This window comes from Brevundimonas sp. P7753, assembly GCF_013386595.1.
GTDB classification, from domain to species: domain Bacteria; phylum Pseudomonadota; class Alphaproteobacteria; order Caulobacterales; family Caulobacteraceae; genus Brevundimonas; species Brevundimonas bullata.
Genome location: NZ_JACARP010000012.1, coordinates 16,487 through 39,796 on the forward strand (window position 1 = coordinate 16,487; position 23,310 = coordinate 39,796).

Below are 23,310 nucleotides of genomic sequence, written 5' to 3' on the forward strand. Positions count from 1 at the left end.
GCCGGGATTGTCAGCGCTCTGTGGACTGGTCGTCAGCCGCTAACCATGCCTGAATCAGACAGAAGGCTCAACCTGCGCCGTATCCAGACGCGCCGCCAGGGACAGGATGTCGGCCCAGGCGACCCGCTTGGCCTGGGGCTGACGCAGCAGGAAGGCGGGGTGCAGGGTGACGATGGCGGGGGCCGCCGCCTTCCCGTCGTCGAGGCGCCATTCGCGCCACTGACCGCGAATCTTCATCAGGCCTTCCTCGGTGTTCAGCACCGATTTCGCCGCCGCCGCCCCGACCAGAAGCACGGCCCTGGGCTGCATCAAAGCAAAGGCGCGTTCCAGGAAGGGGGCGCAGACGGCCTGCTCCTGCGGCGTCGGCAGGCGGTCGCCCGGCGGCTTCCAGAAGACGGTGTTGGTCATGAAGGCCTGATCGGCCAGACCCGCCGCCGCCAGCATCCGATCCAGCAGTTGCCCCGCCTGGCCGACGAAGGGTTCGCCGCGCAGGTCTTCGGTCTCGCCGGGCGATTCGCCGATCAGCAGGAGGGAGCCCCTGGGATTGCCGCGCGCGAACACCGCCTGCTTGGCCCCCATGGCCCGCAGGGGGCAGCCCTCGAATGCGGCCACCGCCTCCGCCAGTTCGTCCATGGTCGTGGCGGCGGCGGCCAGGCGACGCGCCTCGGCGACCGCGTCCGCGCTGGACATTCCCCCGTGCTGGCCCCCATGCAGGGCCGTGACCGTGGCCGAGGCCTTTTGCAGCATCTGGGGCGCGGGCGGAGCGACGAAGACGGTGCGGTCGACCGTCGCGTCCAGATAGCAGGCGTCCACGCCCGCATCGCGCCAGAAGGCGAGCAGGGCTTCGGTTGCGGCGGGGTCGAGGGGCTGGGGCGTCATTCCATGACAGGGATAGGCCTTGACCGCCGCTGCGTCACCTCACGATAAGACAGATAACCACGACGATAACGAGGATTCAGGGGATTATGGGCGAGCAAGCGATCGAAGGCGGCGCGACAAACGCGTGGCAGGAAGCCGTCATCGACAAGCTGCCGCCGGCGGAAGCGCTGGAAGGCGTCGAGCGCGAGGTCATGGAGTACGACGTCGTCATCGTCGGCGGCGGCCCCGCCGGCCTGTCTGCCGCCATCCGCCTGAAGCAGCGCGCCGAGAAGGACGGAAAAGAGATTTCGGTCGCCGTGCTGGAGAAATCCGCTGAGATCGGCGGCCACATCCTGTCGGGCGCCGTGATCGACCCCAAGGCCCTGAACGAGCTTTTCCCCGACTGGAAGGAACGCGGCGCCCCGCTGGAGACGCCGGTCACAAAGGACAAGTTCCTGGTGCTGGGTCCGCAGGGACAGGCCTCGCTGCCGATGTTCGCCATGCCGCCCTTCATGCACAACCACGGCTGCTACATCGCCTCCCTGGGCAATGTGTCGCGCTGGCTGGGTGAGCAGGCCGAGGCGCTCGGCGTCGAGGTCTATCCCGGCATGGCCGCCAGTCACGTCGTCTGGGATGAACCCTCCGGCCGGGTGAAGGGCGTCGTCGCCGGCGTCTTCGGCATCGACCGCGAGGGCAAGCCGACCGGCGACTTCCAGCCCGGTCTGGAACTTCACGGCAAGTATGTCTTCATCGCCGAGGGCGTGCGCGGCTCGCTGGCCAAGACCATCATGGCCCGCCACGACCTGACGGCGAACTCGGATCCGCAGAAGTTCGGCATCGGCCTGAAGGAACTGTGGCAGATCCCGGCCGACAAGCACCAGCCCGGCCTGGTCCAGCACACGACCGGCTGGCCGCTGGACGACAAGACCGGCGGCGGATCGTTCCTGTACCACTTCGGCGACCGCTACGTGTCGGTCGGCTTCGTGGTGCACCTGAACTATCAGAACCCCTATCTGTCGCCGTTCGACGAGTTCCAGCAGTTCAAGCACCACCCGGCCATCGCCGAGCATCTGGAGGGCGGCACCCGCATCTCCTACGGCGCCCGCGCCATCACCGAGGGCGGTTTCCAGTCGGTGCCCAAGCTGGCCTTCCCCGGCGGCGCCCTGATCGGCTGCTCGGCGGGCTTCGTGAACGTGCCCCGCATCAAGGGCAGCCACAACGCCATGAAGACCGGCATGATGGCCGCCGACGCCGCCTATGAGGCCGTGATCGCGGGCCGCGCGGGCGATGTGCTTGAAGCCTACGAAGAGGCCTACAAGACCTCGTGGGTCTACAAGGAGCTGAAGGTCGTCCGTAACGCCAAGCCCATGCTGTCCAAGCTGGGCACTATGATGGGCGGGGCGGTCAGCATGTTCGACATGTGGATCAACCACCTGACCGGCGGCTTCTCGGTCTTCGGCACCATGCGGCACACCAAGACGGACGCGGCCTCGACGGGCCTGGCCAAGGACTTCAAGCCGATCACCTATCCCAAGCCGGACGGCAAGCTGTCGTTCGACAAGCTGTCCAGCGTCTTCATCTCGAACACCAACCACGCCGAAGACCAGCCGGCCCACCTGAAGCTGCTGGACCCGTCCGTGCCGATCAAGGTCAACCTGCCCAAGTACGGCGAACCGGCGCGGCTCTATTGCCCGGCGGGCGTCTATGAGGTGCTGACCGACGAGCAGGGCCAGAATCCGCGCTTCCAGATCAACGCCCAGAACTGCGTCCACTGCAAAACCTGCGACATCAAGGACCCGTCGCAGAACATCGTCTGGACCACGCCCGAAGGCGGCGGCGGCCCCAACTACCCGAACATGTAAGGCGAACCTTTCCTCCCCATTCCATGGGGAGGGGGACCGCCCTCGGGTCTCGCCTCTGGCGAGCCCAAGGACAGGCTGCGCGGTGGAGGGGGCGACACAGACGTGAGCCGTGGAGCCGCCCCCTCCGTCACGGCGCTGACGCGCCGCGCCACCTCCCCATGGAATGGGGAGGAAAGAGAAACCACAGCAAGAGGCGAAGCTGATCTTGCGGGCGGAAGGGAAAGCGTGAAGGGTCCGCCCATGCGCTTTGCCTTCCGCCGTTCCGCCCTGTTCGCCGCCGCCTCGCTGATCGCGTTGGGCATCGCCGCGCCCTCCTTGGCGCAGGAGGCGCCGCAGACGCTGCCGAGCGACGCTGCGCCCGCTCAGGTGGAGGCTGAACCGTCGATGGGCCCGGAGGCCTCGCCTCCGTCTGACGCCGACAGCCAAGACCCCGAAATCATCATCGCCGATGCGCCGGCGATGCCCGAGACCCCGCCCATCCCGGCGATCTGGGCCCCGATCCCGACCGACGCCGAGGGGCGCAGCGCCTACGGCTACTATTTGGCGGGCCGCAACGCCCTGACCAGCGGCGAGAGCGAGGCGGGGGCCGACTATCTGGCGCGCGTCGAGGCCCTGACCCCCGAACAGCCCCGCGTGCGCGAACAGGCCTTCACCGCCTCCCTGCTGGCGGGCGATCTCGACGTCGCCGCGCGGATCGCGCCGGAAGGGGAGGGGGTTTCGCCCGTCATCGTCCAGGCCGGTCGTCTGGTGGCGGCGGTGCAGACCTTTGTTCACGGCGACGCCCGCCGCGCCAACGCCATGCTCAGGGCCGCCCCCATCGGCGAGCCGCACGCCCGCGCGGGCCTCTATGTCCAGCCGTGGATCGCCGCCGCCGCCGGGGACTGGGACCGCGCCCTGGCCGTGGCGCCGACTGATCTGGACCCGATCAGCGTCCTGGTGGCCCGCGCCAATCGCGCACGGCTGCTGGAGCTGCGCCGCCGCCATGACGAGGCCGACGCCGAGTGGCGCGACCTGACTAGCCACGCCCTGGCCTCGCGCCTGTTCCGCCTGCCCTACGGCGAGTTCCTGGAGCGGCGCGGCAAGCGCGACGAGGCTCTGGTCCAGTATGAGGCCGCTGCCACCGCCGGTTCCACCGACCGCGCCACCATGGCGGCGCGCGCCCGCGTCCTGGCCAAGGGTCGCCCGCCTGCGGCCCCCAACTATCGTCAGGGCGCGTCCCTGGCGTTGAAGACCGCCGCCGATCAGATCATCGCCCAGCGGGCGCTGGAGTTCGGCGTGGTCTACCTGCGCCTGGCTCTGAACCTTGATCCCACCGACGAGAACCGCTTCCTGATCGGCCAGACCCTGCAACAGGCCGAGCTGGAACCTGCGGCCCGCGCCGCCCTGGCCCAGGTCGGGTCACAGGATGTCGAGCTCTACGCCGCGGCTCGCGTGCAGAGCGCGCTCAGCTACGAAAAGGACGGGCAGGCCGAACAGGCTCTGGCCGAACTGCGCCGCGCCGCCGAGGCTCGCCCCGATGAGGCCAGCATCGCCTATCTGCTGGCCGGGCAACTGGTGCAGATGAAGCGCTTCGACGAAGCGCTGACGGTTCTGAACGGGCCGCTGCTGATGACGGCGGATCAGGGCTTCGAGGTGCATTTCCTGCGCGGCGCGGCCTATGAGGCGCTGGGCCGCAAGCCCGAGGCCGAGGCCGAGCTGTGGGCCGCGCTCCAGCAGCAGCCGAACAACCCGACCGTGCTCAACTACCTCGGCTACCTGTGGGTCGACACCGGCGCGCGGGTCGAGCAGGGGGCCGAGATGATCGCCCGCGCCTTCGCCGCCGATCCGTCGGACGGCAATATCCAGGACTCGCTGGGCTGGTCGCAATATCGCCGAGGCCAGTTCGACGCAGCGGTGGAAACCCTGGAACAGGCCGTGGCCAAGGAGCCCGCCAACGCCGAGATCAACGACCACCTGGGCGACGCCTACTGGGCCGTGGGCCGTCAGCGCGAGGCGGGCTTCCAATGGAATCGCGTCCTGACGCTGGAGGTCGAGGCCGAGCGCAAGGCCGAGGTCGAGGCCAAGCTGCGCGACAAACTGGGTCAGGAACCGACCGACGACACCGGCGCGGGCGTCGCGGACTGATCCGGTGACGCTGCGCGGCCTGGCTCCGGCCAAGATCAACCTGTTTCTGCACGTCGGCCCGGTGGCGGACGACGGCTATCACCCCCTGGCCAGTCTGGTCGCCTTCGCCGATGTGGGCGACGCGTTGACGGTGACGCGGGCGGGCGCCCTGTCGCTGGCCGTCACCGGCCCGTTTGGCGAAGCCTTGGCGGGCGAGGGCGCCAATTTGATCCTGCGCGGCCTGCGGGCGCTGGGCGAGGCTGCGGGGATCGGCGCGCCGCCGGTCGCCGTGACGCTGGACAAGCAACTGCCCATCGCCGCCGGTCTGGGCGGCGGCTCAGCGGACGCAGGCACGGCCATCCGGTTGGCGGCGCAACTGCTGGACCTCGATCTGGACGAGGCGGCGCTGGAAGCCGTCGCGGGCGTGGTCGGCGCCGACGGTCCCATGTGCCTGCGCGCCCGCCCGGCCTGGGCGACGGGCAGGGGAGACGATCTGCGCGACGAGCCGCGCCTGCCGCCGCTGCACGCGGTTCTGCTGAACCCCGGCGTGGCGTCGCCGACGGGGGCGGTGTACCGCGCCTACGACGATGCGCCCGCTGGCGGGGCTGATTGCCCTGAGGCCCCCGCTGATTGGTCGCCCGCCGCCGTGATCGATTGGCTGAAGGGCCAGCGCAATGATCTGGAAGCCCCCGCCCTGCGCGTCACGCCGGGGATAGCCGAGGCCCTGAGCGCCATGCGCGCCGCGCCGGGCTGCCGCCTGACGCGGATGTCGGGCTCAGGGGCGACGGTCTTCGGTCTGTTCGAGGATGCGGCCTCTGCAAGCCATGCTGTTGGCTCGCTGCAACGCTCCGGTTGGTGGGTGCGCGCCTGCGTGCTGGCCGGAGCCCGCTAACCTCTGCCGTCATCCCGGAAAGCGCGAAGCGCTTATCCGGGACCCAGGCGTTTGATCCGGGCTGGCGATCATCAGTTTGAACTTGCCGTCTGGGTCCCGGGTTCGGCTGCGCCGCCCCGGGATGACGGAATGGAGGGGCGGTCCGGTTGAACTCGGCCCCGCCGCCCTCTAGGGTCCGCGCTCAAATTTTGCGCTGCGAAAACGAGCCGACGTGACCACCGAACCCCTCGCCTTCCAGGACCTGATCCTGACCCTGCACAAATACTGGGGCGACCAGGGCTGCGCCATTCTGCAGCCCTATGACATCGAGGTCGGCGCCGGCACCCTGCACCCGGCCACTGTGCTGCGGGCGCTGGGTCCCAAGCCGTGGAAGGCCGCCTATGTCCAGCCCTCGCGCCGTCCCGGCGACGGCCGCTATGGCGAGAACCCCAACCGCTTGCAGCACTATTACCAGTATCAGGTCATCCTGAAGCCGAACCCGGACAACCTGCAGGAGCTCTATCTCGGCTCCCTGGCCGCCATCGGCATCGACCCCAAGCTGCACGACATCCGCTTCGTCGAGGACGACTGGGAAAACCCCACCGTCGGCGCCTGGGGCCTGGGCTGGGAGGTCTGGTGCGACGGCATGGAGGTGACGCAGTTCACCTACTTCCAGGGCGTCGGCGGCATCGAGGTCGACGTGGTCTCGGGCGAGTTGACCTACGGGCTGGAACGTCTGGCCATGTATGTTCAGGGCGTCGACAACGTCTATGACCTGAAGTTCAACAAGGAGGGCCTGACCTACGGCGAGGTCTTCCTCGAGAACGAGCGTCAGCAGTCCGAAGCCAACTTCCACGGCTATGACGTCGCCGCGCTGAAGCGCCGCTTCGAGGACATGGAGCGCGAAGCCGCCCACTTCCTGACCATGAAGGGGCCGCAGGGCCAGCCGCTGGTCCTGCCCGCCTATGACCAGGTGCTGAAGGCCTCGCACCTGTTCAACCTGATGGACGCTCGCGGCGCCATCGCCGTCGCCGAACGCCAGAGCTACATCGGCCGCATCCGCGACCTGTGCAAAGCCTGCGCGCTCGCACAAGTCGAACATGAGAAGGCGTCGTCGTGAGCCTCTCCCTGCCGTCATTCCGGGGCGGCGTAGCCGAACCCGGAACCCAGGCGCCGGCGCTCCGCACGGCTCCTTCTGCTTTAAACTCCGCCGTCTGGGTCCCCGGATCGGCGTCGCTCCGCGACTTGTCCGGGGATGACGGAATTTAATCGAATGCCCCAGCTTCTTCTCGAAATCTTCTCCGAAGAAATCCCCGCCCGTATGCAGCAGGGCGCCGCGCGCGACCTGGAGCGCATGGTCTCCGAGCGTCTGAAGGCCGCGGGCCTGACGTGGGAGGCGCTGAACGTCTTCGCCGGTCCCCGTCGCCTGACCCTGGTGATCGACGGCCTGCCGGTCGCCGCCGAAGACCGCAACGAAGAGGTCAAGGGGCCCAAGACCTCGGCTCCGGCTCAGGCTCTGGAAGGCTTCCTGCGCAAGACCGGCCTGACGCAGGAGCAACTGGTCGAGCGCGACGGCGTCTGGTTCGCCGAGATCAGCAGCCAGGGCCGGCAGACGACCGAGGTCTTCGCCGAGGCCGTCGATCAGATCGTCCGAAGCTTCCCTTGGCCCAAGTCGATGCGCTGGGGCACGGGAAGCCTGCGCTGGGTGCGCCCGATCAAGCGCATCATCGCCCTGTTCGACGGGGCGGTCGTGCCGTTCGAGATCGACGGCATCCAATCGGGTGACGTGACCGAGGGCCATCGCTTCCTCGGCAGCGGCAAGCCGTTCGCGGTCAAGGACTTCGCCGACTATCGCGCCAAGCTGGAACGCGACTTCGTCCTGCTGGACGTGGCCGACCGCAAGCTGCGTATTCTGGAAGCCGCCAAGGCCGCCTGCGCCGCGCGTGGTCTGGTGCTGGTCGATGACGACGGTCTGCTGGACGAGGTCGCCGGTCTGGCCGAATGGCCGACGCCGATCCTGGGCGACATGGACCCGCAGTTCCTGTCCCTGCCGCCCGAAGTGGTCCGCCTGTCGATGAAGGTGCACCAGAAGTATTTCGCCGTGCGCGATCCGGCCAAGGATGGTCTCGCCCCCAACTTCCTCGTCGTCGCCAACGTCGAGGCGACCGATGGCGGCAAGGCCCTGGCCGCCGGCAACAGCCGCGTCCTGTCCGCCCGCCTGAACGACGCCCGCTTCTTCTGGGACGAGGATCAAAAGGTCGGCTTTGACGCCTGGAACGACAAGCTGAAGGGCGTCACCTTCCACGCCAAGCTGGGCACCCTGGCCGAGCGGGTTGACCGCATCGCCGCTCTGGCCCGTGAAATCGCGCCTCTGGTCGGCGCCGACGCGGATCAGGCCGAACAGGCCGCGCGCCTGTCCAAGGCCGATCTGGCCTCGGGCATGGTCAGCGAATTCCCCGAATTGCAGGGGATCATGGGCGGCTACTACGCCCGTCTGGCCGGCTACCCCGTCGCCGTCGCCGACGCCGTGCGCGACCACTACAAGCCGCAAGGTCCGGGCGACAGCGTCCCGACCGCCCCGGTCACGGTCGCCGTCGCCATCGCCGAGAAGCTGGACACCCTGGTCGGCTTCTTCGCCATCGACGAAAAGCCCACCGGCTCACGCGACCCCTACGCCCTGCGCCGCGCGGCGCTGGGGGTGATCCGGCTGGTGCTGGAGAGCGGCGCTCGTATCGGCCTTCGCGGCGACGCCTTCTCGGCGGCCATGGCGGCTCTGGAGAAGGACAATGTTCAGCGGGCGGTCGATAAGCTGTCGCTTGAAACTGAACTCAGCGCCTTCTTCGCCGACCGCTTGACCGTCCTGCTGCGCGATCAGGGCCAGCGCCATGACCTCGTGGCCGCTGTCTTCGCTCTGGGCGACGACGATCTGGTGCGGATCGTGCGTCGGGTGGAGGCGCTGGCCGCCTTCCTCGCCACGGACGACGGGGCCAACTTGCTGGCCGGCTACAAGCGGGCGTCGAACATCCTCAAGGCCGAGGAAAAGAAAGGCCCGCTGCCGGAAGGCGCCGTCGCCACCGGCCTGCCCAACCAGCCGGCGGAAGAAACCGCGCTGGCCTTCGCCGCCGCCGCCACCGCGACCGCTGTGGACGCCGCGCTGGAGACGGAAGACTTCGCCGCCGCCATGACGGCCCTGGCGCGCCTGCGCGGTCCGGTGGACGCCTTCTTCACCGGCGTCATGGTCAACTCCGAGGTGGCCGAGGAGCGTGAGAACCGCCTGAAGCTGCTGGGTCAGGTGCGCGGCGTCATGGGCCGGGTGGCGGACTTCGGCCAGATCGCGGGGTAGGGGCTCTCCCTACCGACCGTCGCGTCGCCCCCTCCACCGCTTCGCGGTCCCCCTCCCCACTCGTGGGGAGGAAAGGGCGCGTGTCTTTCCTCCCTGTCGCGCAGCGATGGGGAGGTGGATCGGCGGCGGAGCCGACGAGACGGAGGGGGCGGCGCAGAAGGCTGAAAATCTGCATCCCGACACATCCTCACACGGATTGTTACACCCACGGCCTCGCCTTCGCGCTTGCAGCACGCTAGTCAGGGCCACCGTAAGCGGGACTCGATCCTGCGACGACTGACCACGGCTCAGGGACTGCAAGATGACCAAGTGGGTGTACGGCTTCGGCGGGGGCTCCGCTGACGGCGATGCGTCGATGAAGAACCTTCTCGGCGGCAAGGGTGCGAACCTGGCCGAGATGTCCTCTCTCGGCCTTCCGGTGCCACCCGGCTTTACGATCACGACGGAAGCCTGCGTCCACTATTACTCCAACGGCGAGACCTATCCGGCTGAGCTGGCCGAACAGGCCGCCGCCTGGCTGAAGACCGTCGAGGGCATTGTCGGCAAGACCTTCGGCGACGCCGCCAACCCCCTGCTGGTCTCGGTGCGCTCGGGCGCGCGGGCCTCGATGCCGGGCATGATGGACACGGTGCTGAACCTGGGCCTGAACGACCTGACGGTCGAGGGGCTGGCCAGGCTGTCCGGCGACCGCCGTTTCGCCTTCGACAGCTATCGCCGTTTCATCACCATGTATTCCAATGTGGTGCTGGGCATCGGCCACGATCAGTTCGAAGAGGTTCTGGACGACCACAAGGATCGTCTGGGCGTCTCGATCGACACCGACCTGACCGCCGAGAACTGGGAAAAGGTGGTCGCCGACTACAAGGTCCTGGTCGAACGCGAGCTGGGCCAGCCCTTCCCGCAGGACCCGCACGACCAGCTGTGGGGCGCCGTCTCGGCCGTCTTCGCCAGCTGGATGAATGACCGCGCGAAATTCTATCGCCGCATGCACGACATCCCCGAAAGCTGGGGCACCGCCGTCAACATCCAGTCGATGGTGTTTGGCAACATGGGCGAGACCTCGGCCACGGGCGTGGCCTTCACCCGCAACCCCTCTACAGGCGAAGCCAAGCTGTACGGCGAGTTCCTGATCAACGCCCAGGGTGAGGACGTGGTCGCGGGCATCCGCACGCCGCAGTCCCTGACCAAGGCGGGCCGCGAGGAGATGGGCGAGACCGCTCTCTCGATGGAAGAGGCCATGCCGGTCGTCTTCGCCGAGTTCGTCGACGTGGTCGGGCGGCTGGAAAGCCACTACCGCGACATGCAGGACATCGAGTTCACGGTCGAGCAGGGCCGTCTGTGGATGCTGCAAACCCGCAACGGCAAGCGCACCGCCAAGTCGGCGCTGAAGATCGCCGTCGATCTGGCCTCCGAGGGCGTGATCTCGCAGGAAGAGGCCGTGTCGCGGGTCGAACCCGCCGCGCTCGATCAATTGCTGCACCCGACGCTGGACCCCAACGCCGCCCGGACCGTCGTCGCGGCGGGCCTGCCGGCTTCGCCCGGCGCGGCCACCGGCAAGATCGTCTTCGACGCCGACGAGGCCGAGCGCCTGTCGCAGGTCGGCGACGCCGTCATCCTGGTGCGCGAGGAAACCTCGCCCGAGGACATCCACGGCATGCACGCGGCGCGCGGCATCGTCACGGCGCGCGGCGGCATGACCAGCCACGCGGCTGTCGTGGCGCGCGGCATGGGGCGGCCTTGCGTCTCCGGCGCGGGCGAAATCTCGATCAATGAGAAGGCCGGGACCTTCACCGCGCGCGGCCGCACCTTCAAGGCGGGCGAGGTCATCACCATCGACGGCGGCAAGGGCGAGGTGCTGGACGGCGCCGTGGCCATGATCGAGCCGGAGCTGACGGGTGACTTCCAGACCCTGATGGCCTGGGCCGACGGCGTGCGCCGCCTGAAAGTCCGCGCCAACGCCGAGACCCCGCTGGACGCCAAGACCGCGCGCGGCTTCGGCGCCGAGGGCATCGGCCTGTCGCGCACCGAACACATGTTCTTCGACGAGGCCCGCATCGCCGCCGTGCGCGAGATGATCCTGGCCGACGACGAGCAGGGCCGCCGCATCGCCCTGGCCAAGATCGCGCCCTTCCAGAAGGCCGACTTCGCCGACCTGTTCACCATCATGGCCGGTCTGCCGGTGACGATCCGCCTGCTGGACCCGCCGCTGCACGAGTTCATCCCGCACACCGACGCCGACATCGACGCCCTGGCCGCCGGTTCGGGTCTGGACGCCGCCAAGCTGAAGCGGCGCGCGCGGGAACTGCACGAGACCAACCCCATGCTGGGCCACCGCGGCTGCCGCCTGGGCGTGGCCTATCCCGAGATCTATGAGATGCAGGTCCGCGCCATCCTGGAGGCGGCGCTGGAGGTGAAGAAGACGTCGGGCGTCGCTCCGATCCCTGAGATCATGCACCCGCTGGTCGCCCTGGGTCTGGAGATGAAGTACCTGCGCGAACTGACCGACCGCACCGCGCGGGCCGTGTTCGCGGACGCGGGCGACAGCGTCGACTATCTGGTCGGCACCATGATCGAACTGCCGCGCGCGGCGCTTCGCGCCGCCGACCTGGCCGAGTACGCCGAGTTCTTCAGCTTCGGCACCAATGACCTGACCCAGACGACCTTCGGCATCAGCCGCGACGACTCGGGCCACTTCCTGCAGGCCTATCTGGACAAGGGCATCTTCGAGACAGATCCCTTCGTGCGCTTGGACCAGGACGGCGTGGGCGACCTGATCCGCATCGCCGCCGAGCGCGGCCGCGCGGTCAAGCCGGACATGAAGATGGGCATTTGCGGCGAACACGGCGGCGACCCGTCGTCCATCGCCTTCTGCGAGAGCGTGGGCCTCGACTACGTCTCCTGCTCCCCCTACCGCGTGCCGATCGCCCGTCTGGCGGCGGCCCAGGCCGCCTTGGCGGCGCGCTCAGGTGAAGAGCGCGAAAAAGACCGCTGAGTCCCTCTCAGGCTTGAGCGTGCAAAGGCGGTCCTTCGGGGCCGCCTTTTTCACGCCCGAATAAAGTCGTTATCAGCGTAACGCTGTATGTGTCTGGTAGCGCACGGTTACGCCCGTGTATTCATTCGCCTATGGAACACCTCGGCGGAATACCCATTTAACTCCTCGCTGGATGGGGCCGGTGACCGCAGAAGTCACCACATCTGGTTTTACTAGGAGTTATAGAAACAATGCGTAACATTCTTCTCGCCGCCGCCGCTATTTCTGCAATCGCCGCTCCGGCATTTGCTCAATCTGGTCCTGATGCCCGTGGTTACGGCTCGCTGGGCTACACGCATCTGGAAGGCGACTCCGCCACGACCGGCGCCGTGACCGGCCGCCTGGGCGTGAACCTGAACCGTTACCTGGCCGTCGAAACCGAGGCCTCCGTGGGCGTCAAGGACGACGACTTCACCGTCGCCGGCATCGACGGCTCGATCAAGCATGAGTGGGACGCCGCCGGCTACGTGGTCGGCAAATACCCGGTCAGCGATAAGCTGGAACTGTTCGCTCGCGGCGGTTACGGCCACACCGAGCTGAAGCAGGAGTTCCCCGGCGCCAACACCGACGTGGGCGGCGACAGCTGGAACTACGGCGTCGGCGCCAACTACTACGTCGACGGCGTCAACGGCGTCCGCGCCGACTGGACCCGTCGCGACTTCCGCGACAACGGCGGTGAGGCTGACGCCTATTCGGTCAGCTACATCCGTCGCTTCTAAGGCCTGACCTCCAAGTCTGGCGCTAGATACGACGAAGGCCCGCTCCGAGAGGAGCGGGCCTTTTCGTTTGCCTGAAAAAGGCTGAGGTCTAGGCGACGCCCGGCGCCAGGGCCCAGCGCAGCGAGTTCTCGCCGAATGGCTTGATGAAGAAGTCGCGGTAGCGTTCGAAGACCTCGACGATCTTGGCCTTCAGGTCCTGGGTCACGGACTCGCCGCGCTGGCGCTTCAGCGCCGCGACGCAGTTGACCACGATGTCCTGATGGGCCGAGCCGCCCATATGTTTCAGCACCGTGGCCACGTCATGAGCCAACGGATCGCTGAGCTTTTCTGCCCACGGTGAAACTGTCTGAGTCATTCGGGCGTCGTCCCCCAGGTTCTCGACACCCGTAACGGTTTGCAAAATTTTCCGAACAGTGCAAGCGGGGCCGGAAATAATGATTCCCGTTATCTGGTTTCAGGGCCGCTTTTGCACAAAAACCGTGCCCGCCGAATAGCCGGCGCCGAAGCTGCAGATCAGGCCCGTATCGCCGGGCGCGAAGCCGTCGTGCTTCAGGTGGAAGGCGATGATCGATCCGGCGGAGGAGGTGTTGGCGTAGTCGTCCAGGATGATGACGTTCTCTTCCGGCTCGGGCTCGCGGCCCAGCACCTTCTTGCCGATCAGGGTGTTCATGTTGATGTTGGCCTGGTGCAGCCACATCCGTTTCAGGCCGTGCGGGTCCAGGTTCAACTCGGCGGCGTGGTCCAGGATCATCTCCGAGACCATGGGCACCACCTCCTTGAAGACCTTGCGGCCCTGCTGGACGAACATCTTGTCGGTCAGGCCGTCGGACGACACGGGCTCGCTGGCCCCTGTCGGCAGGGCGGCGCGGTTCAGGAAGCCGAAATTGTTGCGGATGTTGTTGGAGAAGCTGGTCTTCAGCTTCGTGCCCAGAATGTCCCAGCCGCCCGGTCCGGCCTGATCCTCGGCCTCGATGATGACGGCGGTGGCCACGTCGCCGAAGATGAAGTGGCTGTCGCGATCCTTGAAGTTCAGGTGGGCCGAGCAGATCTCGGGGTTGACCATCAGCACGGCCTTGACCGAGCCGGAGGCCACGAAGTCCGCCGCCGTCTTGATGCCGAAGGTGGCCGAGCTGCACGCCACGTTCATGTCGAAGGCGAAGCCCTCGATGCCCAGGGCCTGCTGCACCTCGATGGCCATGGCGGGGTAGGGGCGCTGCATGTTGGACGCGGCGCAGATGACGGCGCCGATCTCGCTGACCGGCTTGCCCCAGGCCTTGATCGCGTCCTGCGCCGCCTTCACGGCCATCTCGGCCAGGATCGACAGCTCGTCGTCGCCGCGCGCGGGCAGGTGCGGCAGCATGCGCTCGGGGTCGATGATGCCCGACTTGTCCATGACGAAGCGCGACTGGATGCCCGAGGCCTTTTCGATGAAGGCCTCTGACGAGGGCGTCTTCAGCTCCAACTCGCCCGCGGCGATGGCCTCGGCGTTCTCGGCGTTCCAGCCTTCCGCCCAGGCGTTGTAGGCGGCGACCAGTTCGGCGTTCGAGATCGACTGCTCCGGCGTGAACAGGCCGGTGGCGGAGATGACGGCTTGGGGCACTAGGATAAAGTCCGTTGCGATGACGAACGACCTCAATAGGCCGGTGGAAGGCTCCGGTCGAGACTGGCTTTTATGCCGCGCCACCATCTGTTGATGCGGCCGCGCGGCGGGGCGGGCAGGGGATGATCGTGCGCGGCGATCAGGGCCTCGACCAGGTCCTCGGCCTCGCACGGCCAACCCTCAGGCGTGACATAGACCGGGTAGCCGATCAGGGCGGCGTGGATGACGGATTGCAGGCTGGCGCGACGGGTGCGGCGATCAAACGCCAACTTGTCGTCGGTCAGGCCCCAGCCCGCATAGAAGGGCCGGCCATAGACGCTGACGGCCTTGCCCCGCATCAGGGCCTCGAACCCGGTCAGCGACGTCAGGGTCGCCAGCCGGCCGCAGGCGTTCAGGCAGTCCACGATGTCCAGATCGTCGGCGGAGGCGTCCACCTCCTCCATCGCCGCATGATCCAGCAGGCCGGGCCGGTTGCCCGCCGTCACGTCCGGGTGGTTGCGGTAGATCAGGAAGGCGTCCGGGTGGTCGGCCCGCGCCGCCTTCACCAGCCCCGAGTTGGTGCGCAGGTCCGGCCCGCAGCCCATCATGATCGAGCGGTCATTCTCGACCTGACCCACGACCAGCAGGATCGGCTTGTCTTTCGGCCAATGGGCCGGGACGCCCGCGCCCTTCAGATTGTATTTCGACAGGCCCGCCTCGACCACGCGGGCGCGAAGGGCTTCGGCGCGCGCCGTCTGATCCGGCGACGGTTCGCCCGCCTCGATCAGGCTCTCCAGACGGCTAGGCCGGGTCGGGTCGTAATAGACGCCTTGGTCATCGAGCGCGACCGACAGGGCGCCGAAGAAGTCGGACCCCAGGCCGCGCGAACGGATGAAGCCGTCCTCCATGCGTACGACCGGCCCCTCAAAGGCGTCGGCGGCGGCGCGGATCTGCGGCGTCTCCTTGCCGGCCCACCAGATCAGCTTGCCGCCCGTCGCCCGCGCATGGGCGACGGCGGCGCTGGATCGCCAGAAATAGCGCACGCGGCCCTTGGGCGAGTTCAACAGGCGGCGCACCGGCGGGCGCTTGGCCGGGGCGAAGCCGACGGCGGCCCAGTCGCCCGCCAGCCGGTCGGCGCGGTCGCGGAGCGCAATCAGCCTGTCCAGCGCCTGCTCGGCCTCGCAGCGCTGGCCGGTGACAGGATCGACATAGCGGGTGTAGGCGATCAGCGCCGCCGCCGTGACCTGATCCAGATCACGCGCCACGCCGCGCCGCCCGGTCGAAACCGCGTCCGTCGTCAGACCCCAGCCCGAATAGAAGGGGGCGCCGAAGCAACGCACGGGCAGGCCACGCAGCAGGGCCTCGAACCCCAGGGCCGAGGTCACGACATAGACCGCGTCCACCGCCGCCAGCAGGTCAGCGGGCCGTACGTCCGTGTCGATCAAGGTGACGCCGTCCAGTTCGCTGGCCGGGATGCATCCCTGTTTGCGCCCCGCGGCCACCGCCGGGTGGCGCTTGACGATCAACTGGGCGTCCGGCTCGTCCCGCCGCGCCGTCGCCAGCATGTCCGAGAAGCTCTTTTCCGTCGCCAGCCCATAGCCGATGGAGGCGTCGCCAAAGGTCTGATCCACGATCAGCACCCGCCGACCGGGCTTGAGCAGGGCGGCGTCCAGCGGCCCGCCCATATTGGTCTTCGAAACGCCCGACGCCACGATGCGGTCGATCAGGCCGCGCGCCCGGACCCGCATCGCCGCGTCGCACCAGTCGGGCGCTGTCGCGATCAGTTGCTCCAGCCGACTGGGCCGGGTTGCGTCGTAATAGACGCCGATGTCGTCAACGATCAGGCTGAGGCTGGTCGCCCCGCTCTCGCCGATCCCGACTGAGCGCAGGAAGCCGTCCTCCAGCGCCACATAGGGCTTGCCCTGCTTTGCCGCCCAGCGCCGCCCCGCCGCCGCCGTCGGCTTCATTCCCCAGCCCAGCACGGCCTCGGTCTGCGAGCCGGGCAGGGCCGACAGGTCATAGTCGGGCAGGAAGGCCGACAGGAAGGGGACCTTCAGCACGCCGGGCGCGCAGACCCAGGCGCGGGTTTTGGAAGGTGTCGGAAGCGGTGCGGTCATCAGCCGTGTCTACGGTTTGTAGAGTCTGCGCGCCACTCCCTAGCGTCCTTCTCCCGCAAGGGGGGAAGGCTCATAACTCCGCCAGCAAATCCTGCGCCGCCGCCAGATGCAGCCGCTCCACCATCTCGCCCTCGACGCGGAGGACACCCAGGCCCTCGGCCTCGGGCGCGGCGAATGCGGCGACCACCCTCCGCGCCCAGGCGATCTCTTCCGCAGTCGGCCCGAACGCCGCATTGGCCCCCTCGATCTGCGACGGGTGGATCAGGCTCTTGCCGTCAAAGCCGTACAGTCGCCCTTGCGCGCATTCGGCCCCAAAGCCAGCCTCGTCCTTGATCCGGTTGAAGACCCCGTCGATGGCGCTCAGGCTGTTGGCCCGTGCATGGGTCACGACCGCCGCCAGCCAGGGTTTCAGCGGCTCGCGGTCCAGCGCAGCGCCGATCTTAAGGTCCTTGGCCAGATCGTTGACGCCCAGCATCAGCCCCTTCAACGCCCCGCCCGCCTCGACGATGTCCCGCAGATCCACCAGGGCGCGCGGCGTCTCGATCATGGCCCACAGCTCGACGCTGGGGCGCATCGCGTCAGACAGGGCGCGCACGGTCGCGGCGTTCTCGACCTTGGGCGCGACGATCAGATCCACCGGCGCATCCCGAAGCGCCGCCAGGTCGTCGGCGCCCCAAGGCGTGTCTAGACCATTGATCCGCACGCCCAGGCGCGGCCCGAAGCCGCCTTCCCGCGCCGCGGCGACCGCCGCCGCTCGCGCCTCGGCCTTCATCTCGGGCGCAACGGCGTCCTCCAGGTCCAGCACCGCGACGTCGCAAGCCAGACCGCGCGCCTTCTCCACCGCGCGAGCGTTGGAGGCGGGCAGGTAGAGGACGCTGCGGGCGCGGCTCATGCAGCAAAGACCTTGGCCATCAGCCGCTCCAGCGCCTCGGCGTCCACGGCGTCAAAGGCGGCGATCTCCGTCGCGTCCACGTCCAGCACGGCGATCAACTCGCCCGCCGCATCCAGCACCGGCACGACGATCTCGCTGGCCGAGCGGCTGTCGCAGGCGATGTGGCCGGGGAAGGCGTGGACGTCCTCGACCACCTGGGTCTGGCGGTCGCGCGCCGCCGCGCCGCAGACGCCGCGCCCGAACGGAATGCGCAGGCAACCCAGCGTCCCTTGATAGGGCCCGACGACCAGTTCCTGCGGCTTGGCCTCGTCCACGACGTAGAAGCCGGTCCAGAAGAAGGCGGGAAAGGCGTCGGCCAGCATGGCGGCCACGGTCGCCATCCGGGCCGTCCGGTTCGGCTCGCCGTCGAGCACGGCCAGAATCTCGGCCTCGACCTCGGCGTAGCGTTCAGCCTTGTCGGCGGGGCGGTCGTCGCGGGCGATGTAGGACATGGCGGCTCTCCTTCGGGAGATCGCCATATAGGCTCCAGCCTCGCGGCACAAAGGGGCGGGCGACGCGTAGCGAGAAAATAGAACAAAAAGCGAACAATTGACTTGAGGGTGTCACAAGCCGTGCGTAGCTTCCTTCAAGCCTGCCTGGGCGGGCTGTTTCGGGAGAGTGGGGATGAGCACTGCATCGCAGGCGGATGAGAACTTCGCGCGGCATCTGGCGTGGCTGGATCGCGAACTGGCCCTGCGGGTCGAGGAGGCGCGCGCCGGTGATCCCGGCAACCGGGCTCTGGCCGTGGGACTGTTGATTGGCTTGGTCGCAGGCATGACGCGAGGCGGGTCGACCCCGTCATGAGCGTGAGGCGTCCGGCATCGCTGGAGCGTCTTCTGGAGGGCGTCGACTGGTCGCGCTGCTCGGGGCGGGAACTGCACCGACTGGCCGAAGGCGCGGCGCAGGCCGCGATGCGAGGAGAGGGTGGTAGGCCCGGAGGGACTCGAACCCCCAACCAGACCGTTATGAGCGGTCGGCTCTAACCATTGAGCTACAGGCCCCCGAAGCAGGGATGACGTGCCTAGCAGGGGATGCGCTCGCTGCAAAGCCGCCCCGGACCTGTCACGCTTTTCATGTCGATGAATGGAACCTGCTTTGGGGGCTTTTGCGTTTGTTCAGGTTGAAACGGCCAAGGTAGGTCGTGGCTGGCGAACACGTCCGGCCAATGGATTTCCACGGAGACGATGATGACCCGCACCGCACGCGCCCTGATGCTGGGCACGGCCCTGATGACCCTGGCGGTTCCCGCCGTCTCCCTTGCCCAGACGGGCGCTTCTCCGATGCAGGTGCACGCCATGGCGCAACAGCCCGCCCTCAACCTGTCGGCCTTCGGCGAGGTCAAGGTCGCGCCGGATCAGGCGACGATCAACTTCGGCGTCGTCACCGAGGCCGCCACGGCCCAGGAGGCCATGACCCAGAACGCGCAGCAGATGACCCGCGTCGTCGCCGCCCTGCGCCGCGCCGGGATCAACGAGCGCGACATCCAGACCTCGGGCCTGAATTTGTCGGCGCAGTACGACTATCAGCAGAACGAACCGCCCAAGCTGCGCGGCTATCAGGCGACGAACCGCGTCACCGTGATCATCAATGACCTGACCAAGGTCGGCACGACCGCCGACGCCGTGGTCGCGGCCGGCGTCAACCAGATCGACGGCATCGCCTTCGGCCTCAAGGACGCCAAGGCCGCCGAGGATCAGGCGCGCCAGCTGGCCGTGCGCGCCTTGCAGGACAAGGCGCGGCTGTATGCCCAGGCTCTGGGCGTCCAGCTGGGCGGGGTGCGCACCCTGACCGAGGGCGGCGGCTACATGCCGGAACCGCCGCGTCCCATGTACGCCCGCGCCATGGCCATGGACGCCGGAAGCGCCTCGACCCCGGTGTCGGCTGGCGAACTGACGGTCCGCATCGACATCAGCGGGACCTACGACATCGGTCGTTGATCGGCTGAAACGAAGACGAGGGGAGGGCCTGCCGGCGACGGCGGGCCCTTTTCGCGTTTCATTACCGCCCCTTCATTTGACGGCCACCATCCGCGCTTTATGCTCGCGGCAGGCCGCGCGTGGCCACTGACGGGACGGCCGCCTTTTTCATGAAACAGTTCTTCCTGACCATGCTCGGCGTCTTCGCCGGGCTCGTGGCCTTCTTCATCGTCCTGCCGATTGCGGCCCTGCTGTTCTTCGCGGCGGCGGCCGGAGCCTCCAAGCCGACCGCGCCCGCCAACTCGGTGCTGGAGCTGGACCTGCGCGAAGGGCTGACGGATCAGCAGCCGACCAATCCTTTTGCTGCTTTCGGCGGTTCGGGCCTGTCGGTGATCCACATCGTCGACACCCTGGCCCAAGCCGAGAAGGACGCCAGCGTCAAGGTGCTGCTGGTCCGCGCGCCGGAGGGCGGCATGACCCCCGCCGCCGCCGACGAAGTGCGTCAGGCGATCCACCGCTTCCGCGCCTCGGGCAAGACCGTCATCGCCCACAGCCAGGGCTTCATGCCGATCGGCGCGGTGGTCTCCAGCTATATGGTCGCCGCCAGCGCCGACCAGCTGTGGATACAGAACACCGCCAGCTTCCAGGCTGTGGGCCTCTCCAGCGACAGCCTCTTCCTGGGCCGCGCCTTCGAAAAATACGGCGTCAAACCCGAGTTCGAGCAGCGCTACGAGTACAAGAACGCCGTCAACGAATACACTCAGAGCGACTATACCGCCCCGCACCGCGAGGCGATGACGGCCTGGATGACCTCCATCTACGACGGCGCCCTGGCCAATACGGCGCGCGACCGCAAGACCACGCCCGAGGCCCTGAAAGCGACCATCGAGGCCGGCCCCTATTCGGCGGAACAGGCCCTGGCGCTGAAGCTGGTCGACAAGATCGGTCAGGTCGAAGAGGCCGAAGCCGCCGCCAAGGCCAAGGCCGGCAAGGACGCCAAGATCATCAAGTTCGGCGACTACGCCTCTATGCAGGGCGCACGCAACGGCTCGGGCAAGTCGGCCATCGCCATCGTCGGCGGCGAGGGCGCGATCATGACCGGACGCGGCCAGGGCGCCTCGCCCTTCGGCTCGGGCTCGGACATCCGTTCCGACGATACGGCCAAGGCCATCTATGACGCCATAGAGGACAAGGCCGTGAAGGCCATCGTCTTCCGCGTCTCCTCGCCTGGCGGTTCGCCCGAGGCCTCGGAACAGATCCTGGCCGCCGTGCGCGCGGCCAAGGCGGCGGGCAAGCCGGTGGTCGTCTCCATGGGGGCCTATGCGGCCTCGGGCGGCTATTGGGTCAGTTCGGAAGCCGACTGGATCGTGGCCCAGCCCTCGACCCTGACCGGCTCCATCGGCGTCTTCGGCGGCAAGTTCGTGCTGGCCGACGCCCTGGGTCGTTTCGGCGTCGACATGCGCGGCCTCAAGGTCGGCGGCGACTACGCCGACGCCTTCTCGCCGGTGCAGGGCTTTGACCAAGCCCAGCGCGCCGCCTTCGCCGCCTCGATGGATCGGGTCTACGAAGACTTCGTGGCCCGCGTGTCGACGGGCCGCAAGCTGCCGGTCGAGCGGGTGCGGGAAATCGCCAAGGGCCGGGTCTGGACCGGAGCCCAGGCCAAGGGTCTGGGTCTGGTCGACGAACTGGGCGGTCTGAACGAAGCCGTCATCAAGGCGCGCAAGCTGGCCAATATCCCGACCAGCGAATCGGTGCGGTTCAAGCGCTTCCCGACGCCACAGTCGCCGTGGGAAGCCTTGGCCTCGGCCTTCGGCGCCTCGGGTCAGGCGGCCGAGGCCATGGTCTCGGTCGGTCAGGTCATGGGTGATCCGGCGGCCCAGGCGGTGCTGAATCGGGTCGAGGCTGACCGGATGCGCAGCCGCGGCGCCGTGGTGCTGGCCGACCAGCCGGCCTTCTGAGGCGTTTCCTGACTGAGCCGTGATGTCGCAGTCCATTGACCGTTCAGGTCGATGGACCGACATTGAGGTTCGGGCGTTCCTTCATCGGTGCGCCATGAAAGGCAGTTCCATGATTCAGTCCGACCCCTTCGCCCAGATCGGCTTCAACGCCCGGCGCCGCACCGGCGGCGGCTTGATGGCGCCCTTCGTCTGGTTCGGCGGGCTGGTGGCTACGGCCCTCGCCCTGACCGTGGGTGCGGTGCTCGCCGTGCTGACAGCCGCCGCCGTGGCCGTGATCGCCCTGATCGCCGGGGTGGTCGTCTTCTTCGCCGGCTTTGCCTTCCGCGCCCGACGGGCTCGCACGGCCAAGGCGCGTCAGGACGAAGGCGTGATCGACGCTCAGAAGGTCGGCGACACCTGGGTCGCCTACGGCTGGGAACGCGAAGGGCGCTGATCGGGCGTCATGCTGACCTTCACCGACGCCCCGTCGCCTAATTTCAACGCCCGGCGCGGGCTGCCGGACATGCTGGTGCTGCACTACACCGGGATGCAGACGGCGGATGAGGCTGTCTCTCGGCTTCGCGACCCCGCCGCCGAAGTCTCGGCCCACTATGTCGTCAACGAGAACGGCGTGATCCTGCGTCTGGTGCCGGAAGAGCGCCGCGCCTGGCATGCGGGCCGGGGCGTCTGGCAGGGCGAGACCGACGTCAACGCCGCCTCCATCGGCATCGAGATCGTCAATCCGGGCCATGAGTTCGGCTATCGCGCCTTTCCCGAGGCGCAAGTTCAGGCGGTCATCGCTCTGATCGCCGACATCCGCTCGCGCTGGACCATTTCTGACGCCCGCATCATCGGCCATTCCGACGCGGCCCCGGACCGCAAGCAGGACCCAGGCGAGCTCTTCCCGTGGAAACGTCTGGCTGAGGCCGGCCACGGCCTGTGGTTCGATCCCGCGCCCGAACGCATCGCCGCCCTGGGCAGCGACCTGTCGCCGGGCGACGAGGGGCTGGGCGTCATCGTCCTGCGCTCGGGGCTGCATCGACTGGGCTACGGGGTGAAACCCGGCGGCGAATACGACGACGAAACCCGCCTGACGGTCGAGGCTTTCCAGCGCCACTGGCGGCCCGACCGCATCGACGGCGTCGCCGACGGCGAGACCCGCGCCCGCCTGGTCGGTCTGCTGCAACTGGCCAGCGTCGAGAGCGTCACCGGCGTTCTGGATTGACGCGCGCCGCGTTCGCGCGCACTTAGCCCCCGCCAGACGGCCGGGCGGTCGCGGCGAGAGCTTGCTCTTGTCGAGGAAAGTCCGGGCTCCACGGTGAAGAGGCGGCGGGTAACTCCCGCCCGGGGTGACCCGAGGGATAGCGCCACAGAAAGCAAACCGCCTGGGCTCCGGCCCGGGGAAGGGTGAAAGGGTGGGGTAAGAGCCCACCGCGTCGGCGGCAACGTCGGCGGCATGGCAAGCCCCGCCTGGAGCAAGACCGAATAGGGACGTCGCGCGGGTTCGCCCGCAGGGTTCACCGCCCGAGGCGTCCGGGTAGGTCGCGAGAACCGTCCAGCAATGGGCGGTCCAGAGGAATGATCGTCGCCGCCTTTCGGGGCGGAACAGAACCCGGCTTACAGGCCGTCTGGCATTTTTTCTTGGGCCTATCGCCCTTTGGGCTACTTGAGGCCCGTTTTGTTTTGGGCCTACCGGCTTGAGGCCTGCTGTCTCCTCCCTCTCCCGGCGGGAGAGGGCTTGAGCGCACGAGAGCCGGAGGTGATCGTTCTTGCGCGAAAGGGTGAGGGGCTGGCGTTTCAGTCGGCGCAAGCCGTCGCGCCACGGCCTTCGGCCGACTTTAATCGCGAACCCTCACCCTTTCGCCTTTGCCAATCGCTGCGCTCTTGGAGGCTCAAGCCCTCTCCCAGCGGGAGAGGGCGGCGTTAACTCCTGCGTTGAAAACATGGCGGAAAAAGCCGTCCACAGGCTGTGAATACTCTTGATGTTGCTTGTATGTTCTCATTTTACACTTGCTGAAGCGTTCGTCGAACTGCAAATTTGGT

Annotated in this window: 18 protein-coding genes, 1 tRNA gene and 1 other RNA gene; 13 read left to right on the top strand and 7 right to left on the bottom strand. The window is 68.0% G+C overall.

From position 1 onward, the window contains the following. Positions 1–54: 54 nt before the first annotated feature. Positions 55–879, bottom strand: a complete 825-nt coding sequence (locus HX774_RS02605) for a uracil-DNA glycosylase family protein (RefSeq protein WP_178823967.1) — start codon at positions 877–879, stop codon at positions 55–57. A gap of 191 nt (positions 880–1,070) precedes the next feature. Here HX774_RS02605 and HX774_RS02610 point away from each other — a divergent pair, with 191 nt between their 5' ends. The 7 genes from HX774_RS02610 (at position 1,071) to HX774_RS02640 (ending at position 12,787) form a co-directional block, all read left to right on the top strand. After that, positions 1,071–2,720 carry an electron transfer flavoprotein-ubiquinone oxidoreductase gene (locus HX774_RS02610; RefSeq protein WP_255499952.1) on the top strand — a complete coding sequence of 550 codons (1,650 nt, stop codon included), beginning with the start codon at positions 1,071–1,073 and terminating at the stop codon, positions 2,718–2,720. Between the two features lie 240 nt (positions 2,721–2,960). Then, the gene (locus tag HX774_RS02615) at positions 2,961–4,844 is read left to right on the top strand and encodes a tetratricopeptide repeat protein (RefSeq protein ID WP_178823971.1); all 1,884 of its coding nucleotides are present in this window, start codon (positions 2,961–2,963) and stop codon (positions 4,842–4,844) included. A 4-nt stretch (positions 4,845–4,848) separates the two neighbouring features. Continuing rightward, positions 4,849–5,715: a 4-(cytidine 5'-diphospho)-2-C-methyl-D-erythritol kinase gene (locus HX774_RS02620; RefSeq protein ID WP_178823973.1), complete on the top strand. Its 867-nt coding sequence runs from the start codon at positions 4,849–4,851 to the stop codon at positions 5,713–5,715. Positions 5,716–5,926: 211 nt separating this feature from the next. Next, positions 5,927–6,814, top strand: coding sequence for a glycine--tRNA ligase subunit alpha (locus HX774_RS02625; RefSeq protein WP_178823975.1), 888 nt, complete (start codon positions 5,927–5,929; stop codon positions 6,812–6,814). A gap of 153 nt (positions 6,815–6,967) precedes the next feature. Then, positions 6,968–9,037 carry a glycine--tRNA ligase subunit beta gene (gene glyS / locus HX774_RS02630; RefSeq protein WP_178823977.1) on the top strand — a complete coding sequence of 690 codons (2,070 nt, stop codon included), beginning with the start codon at positions 6,968–6,970 and terminating at the stop codon, positions 9,035–9,037. Between the two features lie 301 nt (positions 9,038–9,338). After that, on the top strand, positions 9,339–12,029 hold the full coding sequence (ppdK, locus tag HX774_RS02635; RefSeq protein ID WP_178823979.1) for a pyruvate, phosphate dikinase: 2,691 nt from the start codon (positions 9,339–9,341) through the stop codon (positions 12,027–12,029). Positions 12,030–12,259: 230 nt separating this feature from the next. Continuing rightward, positions 12,260–12,787: a porin family protein gene (locus HX774_RS02640; protein ID WP_178823981.1), complete on the top strand. Its 528-nt coding sequence runs from the start codon at positions 12,260–12,262 to the stop codon at positions 12,785–12,787. An 88-nt stretch (positions 12,788–12,875) separates the two neighbouring features. On the opposite strand, the gene HX774_RS02645 is transcribed toward HX774_RS02640, so the two are convergent. From HX774_RS02645 to HX774_RS02665, 5 genes are all read right to left on the bottom strand, one after another. Continuing rightward, entirely contained in the window at positions 12,876–13,142 is a 267-nt protein-coding gene (locus HX774_RS02645) for a hypothetical protein (RefSeq protein ID WP_105563065.1), read from the bottom strand. 99 nt (positions 13,143–13,241) lie between these two features. Continuing rightward, positions 13,242–14,387, bottom strand: a complete 1,146-nt coding sequence (locus HX774_RS02650; protein ID WP_178823983.1) for a beta-ketoacyl-ACP synthase III — start codon at positions 14,385–14,387, stop codon at positions 13,242–13,244. A gap of 32 nt (positions 14,388–14,419) precedes the next feature. Then, a complete protein-coding gene (locus HX774_RS02655; RefSeq protein WP_218650228.1) occupies positions 14,420–16,483 on the bottom strand; it encodes a capsular polysaccharide biosynthesis protein in 2,064 nt (687 codons plus the stop codon). Between the two features lie 70 nt (positions 16,484–16,553). Continuing rightward, complete coding sequence (locus HX774_RS02660) at positions 16,554–17,375, bottom strand: CoA ester lyase (protein WP_178823984.1); 822 nt, start codon at positions 17,373–17,375, stop codon at positions 16,554–16,556. After that, entirely contained in the window at positions 17,372–17,866 is a 495-nt protein-coding gene (locus HX774_RS02665) for a GAF domain-containing protein (RefSeq protein WP_178823986.1), read from the bottom strand. The genes HX774_RS02660 and HX774_RS02665 overlap by 4 nt, the downstream gene beginning before the upstream one ends. A gap of 172 nt (positions 17,867–18,038) precedes the next feature. On the opposite strand from HX774_RS02665, the gene HX774_RS02670 reads away from it, so the two are divergent. After that, on the top strand, positions 18,039–18,218 hold the full coding sequence (locus tag HX774_RS02670) for a hypothetical protein (RefSeq protein ID WP_178823988.1): 180 nt from the start codon (positions 18,039–18,041) through the stop codon (positions 18,216–18,218). A 121-nt stretch (positions 18,219–18,339) separates the two neighbouring features. On the opposite strand, the gene HX774_RS02675 is transcribed toward HX774_RS02670, so the two are convergent. Next, a tRNA-Ile gene (locus HX774_RS02675) sits at positions 18,340–18,415 on the bottom strand. A 186-nt stretch (positions 18,416–18,601) separates the two neighbouring features. Here HX774_RS02675 and HX774_RS02680 point away from each other — a divergent pair. From HX774_RS02680 to rnpB, 5 genes are all read left to right on the top strand, one after another. Further along, positions 18,602–19,351 (top strand): SIMPL domain-containing protein, encoded by a 750-nt coding sequence (locus HX774_RS02680; protein WP_178823990.1) that lies wholly within the window; start codon positions 18,602–18,604, stop codon positions 19,349–19,351. A gap of 149 nt (positions 19,352–19,500) precedes the next feature. Further along, positions 19,501–21,288 carry a signal peptide peptidase SppA gene (gene sppA / locus HX774_RS02685; protein ID WP_178823992.1) on the top strand — a complete coding sequence of 596 codons (1,788 nt, stop codon included), beginning with the start codon at positions 19,501–19,503 and terminating at the stop codon, positions 21,286–21,288. A gap of 109 nt (positions 21,289–21,397) precedes the next feature. Beyond that, positions 21,398–21,721, top strand: coding sequence for a hypothetical protein (locus HX774_RS02690; RefSeq protein ID WP_170136943.1), 324 nt, complete (start codon positions 21,398–21,400; stop codon positions 21,719–21,721). Positions 21,722–21,730: 9 nt separating this feature from the next. Then, positions 21,731–22,492, top strand: a complete 762-nt coding sequence (locus HX774_RS02695) for an N-acetylmuramoyl-L-alanine amidase (protein ID WP_178823994.1) — start codon at positions 21,731–21,733, stop codon at positions 22,490–22,492. 32 nt (positions 22,493–22,524) lie between these two features. Further along, an RNA gene (gene rnpB, locus HX774_RS02700) (RNase P RNA component class A) lies at positions 22,525–22,903 on the top strand. Positions 22,904–23,310: the final 407 nt, after the last annotated feature.

Excerpts from the sequence above, each read along its gene's own strand:
- HX774_RS02605 (WP_178823967.1), bottom strand. The coding sequence starts at position 879 with ATGACGCCCCAGCCCCTCGACCCCGCCGCAACCGAAGCCCTGCTCGCC.
- HX774_RS02610 (WP_255499952.1), top strand. The coding sequence starts at position 1,071 with ATGGAGTACGACGTCGTCATCGTCGGCGGCGGCCCCGCCGGCCTGTCT.
- HX774_RS02615 (WP_178823971.1), top strand. The coding sequence starts at position 2,961 with ATGCGCTTTGCCTTCCGCCGTTCCGCCCTGTTCGCCGCCGCCTCGCTG.
- glyS (WP_178823977.1), top strand. The coding sequence starts at position 6,968 with ATGCCCCAGCTTCTTCTCGAAATCTTCTCCGAAGAAATCCCCGCCCGT.
- ppdK (WP_178823979.1), top strand. The coding sequence starts at position 9,339 with ATGACCAAGTGGGTGTACGGCTTCGGCGGGGGCTCCGCTGACGGCGAT.
- HX774_RS02640 (WP_178823981.1), top strand. The coding sequence starts at position 12,260 with ATGCGTAACATTCTTCTCGCCGCCGCCGCTATTTCTGCAATCGCCGCT.
- HX774_RS02645 (WP_105563065.1), bottom strand. The coding sequence starts at position 13,142 with ATGACTCAGACAGTTTCACCGTGGGCAGAAAAGCTCAGCGATCCGTTG.
- HX774_RS02655 (WP_218650228.1), bottom strand. The coding sequence starts at position 16,483 with ATGACCGCACCGCTTCCGACACCTTCCAAAACCCGCGCCTGGGTCTGC.
- HX774_RS02660 (WP_178823984.1), bottom strand. The coding sequence starts at position 17,375 with ATGAGCCGCGCCCGCAGCGTCCTCTACCTGCCCGCCTCCAACGCTCGC.
- HX774_RS02665 (WP_178823986.1), bottom strand. The coding sequence starts at position 17,866 with ATGTCCTACATCGCCCGCGACGACCGCCCCGCCGACAAGGCTGAACGC.
- HX774_RS02670 (WP_178823988.1), top strand. The coding sequence starts at position 18,039 with ATGAGCACTGCATCGCAGGCGGATGAGAACTTCGCGCGGCATCTGGCG.
- HX774_RS02680 (WP_178823990.1), top strand. The coding sequence starts at position 18,602 with ATGACCCGCACCGCACGCGCCCTGATGCTGGGCACGGCCCTGATGACC.
- sppA (WP_178823992.1), top strand. The coding sequence starts at position 19,501 with ATGAAACAGTTCTTCCTGACCATGCTCGGCGTCTTCGCCGGGCTCGTG.
- HX774_RS02690 (WP_170136943.1), top strand. The coding sequence starts at position 21,398 with ATGATTCAGTCCGACCCCTTCGCCCAGATCGGCTTCAACGCCCGGCGC.
- HX774_RS02695 (WP_178823994.1), top strand. The coding sequence starts at position 21,731 with ATGCTGACCTTCACCGACGCCCCGTCGCCTAATTTCAACGCCCGGCGC.